Genomic DNA, 4052 nt, shown 5'->3' with positions numbered 1-4052 from the left:
CATCTGATGGTGTCGACGTCAATGGTATACGGGTGCATCATCGACGTCTTCAATACAGAAGATATCAGTGCGGAATGCGCCGGGAGGGAACTTGCTCTCCGCCCTGCGGCTTGTCGCTGTTGTGCGGGCAATAATTAATCTGAGTAAAGATGGTGCACGGCCTATTGGCCGCGCTTTTGTTTTGGTTTGCGCCATGTGGGGGTGGTGGCGACGTGCATTTTTGCGAGTATTCTGCAATCGAAGGCCCTTGCATACCGACCTCGGGCGAAAAATCGGGATTTATCGATGTTTTCTACGAATGATGGGCGGGGTTATGGGCTGACAGCGTTTGATTTGCGGGGATATTCGCGGTCTTTGGCATTTATCGTGGCGCCCGAAGCTCTTGGTTATGCTGAATACTCCCATAAATGCACGGCGCCTTGAGGGGGACCTTTGCGACAAAGGAAACCGCCCCGTCGAAGTATGCATTCGACGGGGCGTTTTATGCATATACCCGATTGAGGATACGCTGCGGATTTATTAGAACTTGATGGTCGGTGCCTGGCGGGCAGCCTCGGCGGCCTCGAAGCCCTGGCGCTCCTTAAACTGGAAGATGCCGGCAAAGATGACGGCCGGGAAGGTCTGGATGGCATTGTTGTAGCTAAGCACGCAGTCGTTGTAGCTCTGGCGCGCGTAGCTCACCTTGTTCTCGGTGTCTTCGAGCGTGGCTTGGAGCTGCGTAAAGTTGCTGTTCGCCTTAAGATCGGGGTAAGCCTCGGCCACGGCGAAGAGCTGGCGCAGGGCACCGGTCAGCACGTTGTCGGCTTCCATCTTGGCTTCGGGCGTGGTGGCGCTCACGGCGGCGTTGCGCGCGTTGACCACGGCGGCGAGCGTGTCCTGCTCGTGTTTGGCGTAGCCCTTGACGGTCTCGACCAGGTTGGGGATCAGGTCGTTGCGGCGCTGCAGCTGCGTGTCGATGTTCTGCCAGGCGTTATCAATGCGATTGCGCTTGGTGACCATGTTGTTGTAGATGCCGGCGATGGCGCAGACAATCACAACGACAACAACGATACCGATGATGACGGGAATCATGGTGTCTCCGTTTCGAATGGCCGCGGCGTCTTCCGCCGGCTGCCGTTGGTGTAACGCTACTAGTATACCCGCAACCTTTGGCGATACCGAACTTTCCGGTAAGCGTTATGTTTCCACCAAGGTGAGGCCATTCGCCAGAGGGCGGGCGATACAGGTGTAAGATATGCGACAGATTATTGAGCGCTGTCTTTTCCTTGAGGAGGGCGATACGTATGGACCTTCGCATCAAGAAAACCTATCGGGCCCTGTTCGAGGCCTTTACTGAGCTGCTCGAAGAGCATCGGTTTGAGGACGTGACGGTTGCCATGCTGTGTGACCGCGCTATGATTCGTCGGACGACGTTCTACAAGCACTTCCGCGACAAGAACGATTACTTTGCCTTCTATATCGATGAACTCATGTCGAGCCTGCCGCAAAAGCGGGCCGATGCGGATGGCGCGGAGGGCGCCGAGGACGTGCGCGCGCTTCGCCACGAAGTGTTCGCCGATGCCATGGATCTGATTCTGGCGCATGAGCAGCTCATGGATAACATTTTGGCGAGCAGCATGTCGGGTATGCTGACCAGCATGATTTGCGACCGCATCGCGCGCTCCATACGCGGGCGCGTGATGAGCGCGCTTGACGAGGACGCGCTCGCGCCCGTATCGCTCGAGACAACGTCTGAGTTTGTCGCCGGTGGCATTATTCGGCTTTTTACCATGTGGTGGGAATCGGGCCACGTACTAGAGCGCAGGTCCGAAATCGCCGACGTGGTCGATGCGCTGTTCGAGCGGACCATGACGCCGGTGAGTCACTAAGAGTGGCGGAGAGAGGGGGATTCGAACCCCCGGAACGCTCTCGCGCTCAACGGTTTTCAAGACCGCCGCATTCAACCGCTCTGCCATCTCTCCGTGAGTCGTAATGATAGCATCGTTTTGGATTTGCAACAGGGAAGGCGAACGATGACGAGCACCGGAATCGATGAGAAGTTCATGAGCGAGGCGCTGGCGGAGGCGCGTGCCGCCGCGGCGGTGGGCGAGGTGCCGATCGGTGCCGTAGTGGTGCGCGCGGGTGAGATCGTCGCGAGGGCGCATAATCGCCGCGAGCTCGACCAGGATCCTTCGGCGCATGCCGAGTTTTCGGCCCTGTGCGCCGCCGCTCAGTCGCTCGGTCGCTGGCGCCTTTCCGATTGCACGGTCTACGTGACGCTTGAGCCCTGCTGCATGTGCGCTGGGCTTATGGTGAACGCGCGCGTGGGGCGCTGCGTGTACGGCGCGGCCGATGCCAAGGCGGGTGCGCTGGGCTCGTTGTATGACCTTAATGCCGATTCGCGCCTGAATCATCGGTTTAATGTGACCGCCGGCGTGCTGGCGGACGAGTGTCGCGCGGTGCTGAGCAGCTATTTTAGTGGGCTGCGTAGCGCCGATGGTGCTGGCTGCGATTGTGGGGCCGATCTTGAGGCACATGCCGCTCATGCCGAGGCGCTTGCGGATGTCGAGAATCTTGCCGATGAAGCGCTCGACTTTGGTCCCGTGCAACGGCGGCCCCGCCGTGTGCTGCTGGCGATCGACTCCTTTAAAGGCAGCGTGTCGAGCTCGCAGGCAGAGTCGGCAGTTGCCGAGGGCGTGCGCCGCGTGTGGCCCGATGCCGATCTGAGCGCTTTGCCGTTGGCGGATGGTGGCGAGGGAACGCTCGACGCCATCGCCGTGCGCAGTGGCGAGCTCTCGGCCTGCGAGGTTGCAGGCCCCTTGGGCGACCGGGTGTCTGCCCGGATGCTGGTGGACGGCGAGTGCGAGTCGGCTGTTATTGAGATGGCCGAGGCGGCGGGTATTGGATATTCGCCCTGCACGGAATCGGCGGCGCTTGTGGCTTCGACCTATGGCGTGGGCGAGCTTATGCTTCGCGCGGTCCGTGCTGGGGCAAAGACTATCTATATTGGCTTGGGCGGCAGCGCCACCAACGATGGTGGCGCCGGTATGCTGCAGGCGCTGGGCGCGCACCTTGTCGATGAGTGTGGCCGCAATATCGCCTTCGGTCTTGCGGGTCTTGAACACGTGGCGAGTATCGATTTGGCACCCGCGCTTCGGGCGCTGAATGGCGCGCGTGTCGTGGTGCTTTCCGATGTCGAGAATCCGCTCGTGGGGCGTCGAGGCGCACTGGCGGTGTTTGGTGGGCAGAAGGGCTTGCCGACGGATGACGACGAGGTGTTGCGCAGGTACGACAGCTGGATGGTCGGCTATGGTCGCCTGCTCGATGCGGCAATTACCGGGGCGCGGGCTCAGGGGTTGTTGCGCGTGCCCGAGGGTGTGCGGACATTTGGCTCGGTGCTCGGCGTGCCCGGCGCCGGTGCCGCTGGCGGTCTGGGTGCCGCGCTGCTGGCGCTCGGGGCGGAGCTGCGTTCGGGCGTGGAGACGGTGCTCGATCTGATTGGGTTTGACGAGTGCGTGCGCGATGTCGACCTGGTCATAACGGGCGAGGGCAATATGGACGAGCAATCCGCTGCCGGCAAGGCACCGGTGGGCGTGGCTCGTCGTGCGAAGCGATATGGCAAGCCGGTTGTTGCCGTCGTGGGCGGTCGTGCCGACAACCTGGATGCGGTGTATGGGCAGGGTGTCGACTTAGTTCTGCCGGTCTGTCGCAGACCCATGCCCCTTGACCAAGCGCTCGACCCCCAGGAAGCCACAATCAACCTCATCTGCGCCGGTGAAGCCGCCGCCCGATCCTACGACCTCGCCCGCCTCTAAAACCCAACTCCCTATAAGTTGCGGTGGAATAGTTCCTGTTTGGCGGCTCAGGCGGCAAAAACAGGAACTATTCCACCGCAACTCAAAAGTGGTCTTTTGGCCCTGTCCCAAATTAGCTACCTTGCCCCATCGGGCGGGAGCGGGTAAGATATACCGAGCGCCTAGTGCGCTCGATGGGTTCGGATGACGACATGTTCCGAATCTGGTCAGGTCCGGAAGGAAGCAGCCATAAGGAGCCTCTGTCGGGCATCCGAATCC

General features: G+C 60.8%; 3 protein-coding genes, 1 tRNA gene and 1 other RNA gene. 3 read left to right on the top strand and 2 right to left on the bottom strand.

Annotation, left to right across the window (positions count from 1 at the left end):
• Window positions 1–519 precede the first annotated feature (519 nt).
• Window positions 520–1071 carry a LemA family protein gene (locus tag ABCP74_RS09350; protein ID WP_343001297.1) on the bottom strand — a complete coding sequence of 184 codons (552 nt, stop codon included), beginning with the start codon at window positions 1069–1071 and terminating at the stop codon, window positions 520–522.
• Window positions 1072–1283: 212 nt separating this feature from the next.
• Between ABCP74_RS09350 and ABCP74_RS09345 the strand changes: the two genes are divergently transcribed.
• Window positions 1284–1868, top strand: a complete 585-nt coding sequence (locus ABCP74_RS09345; protein WP_343001296.1) for a TetR/AcrR family transcriptional regulator — start codon at window positions 1284–1286, stop codon at window positions 1866–1868.
• Between the two features lie 3 nt (window positions 1869–1871).
• Here the strand turns inward: ABCP74_RS09345 and ABCP74_RS09340 are convergent.
• Window positions 1872–1961: transfer RNA gene (locus ABCP74_RS09340), tRNA-Ser, on the bottom strand.
• 51 nt (window positions 1962–2012) lie between these two features.
• On the opposite strand from ABCP74_RS09340, the gene tadA reads away from it, so the two are divergent.
• A complete protein-coding gene (gene tadA / locus ABCP74_RS09335; protein ID WP_343001295.1) occupies window positions 2013–3794 on the top strand; it encodes a tRNA adenosine(34) deaminase TadA in 1782 nt (593 codons plus the stop codon).
• Between the two features lie 170 nt (window positions 3795–3964).
• Window positions 3965–4052: signal recognition particle sRNA small type (gene ffs, locus ABCP74_RS09330), an RNA gene on the top strand; the annotation flags it as partial.

This window comes from Collinsella aerofaciens (genome assembly GCF_039062315.1).
GTDB lineage: Bacteria > Actinomycetota > Coriobacteriia > Coriobacteriales > Coriobacteriaceae > Collinsella > Collinsella aerofaciens_BG.
Note: the sequence above shows the minus strand (reverse complement) of the source record. Positions and strands in the feature narration are given on the sequence as shown.

Bases quoted from the DNA above. Each gene is read 5' to 3' on its own strand.
- ABCP74_RS09350 (WP_343001297.1), bottom strand. From the start codon at position 1,071: ATGATTCCCGTCATCATCGGTATCGTTGTTGTCGTTGTGATTGTCTGC.
- ABCP74_RS09345 (WP_343001296.1), top strand. From the start codon at position 1,284: ATGGACCTTCGCATCAAGAAAACCTATCGGGCCCTGTTCGAGGCCTTT.
- tadA (WP_343001295.1), top strand. From the start codon at position 2,013: ATGACGAGCACCGGAATCGATGAGAAGTTCATGAGCGAGGCGCTGGCG.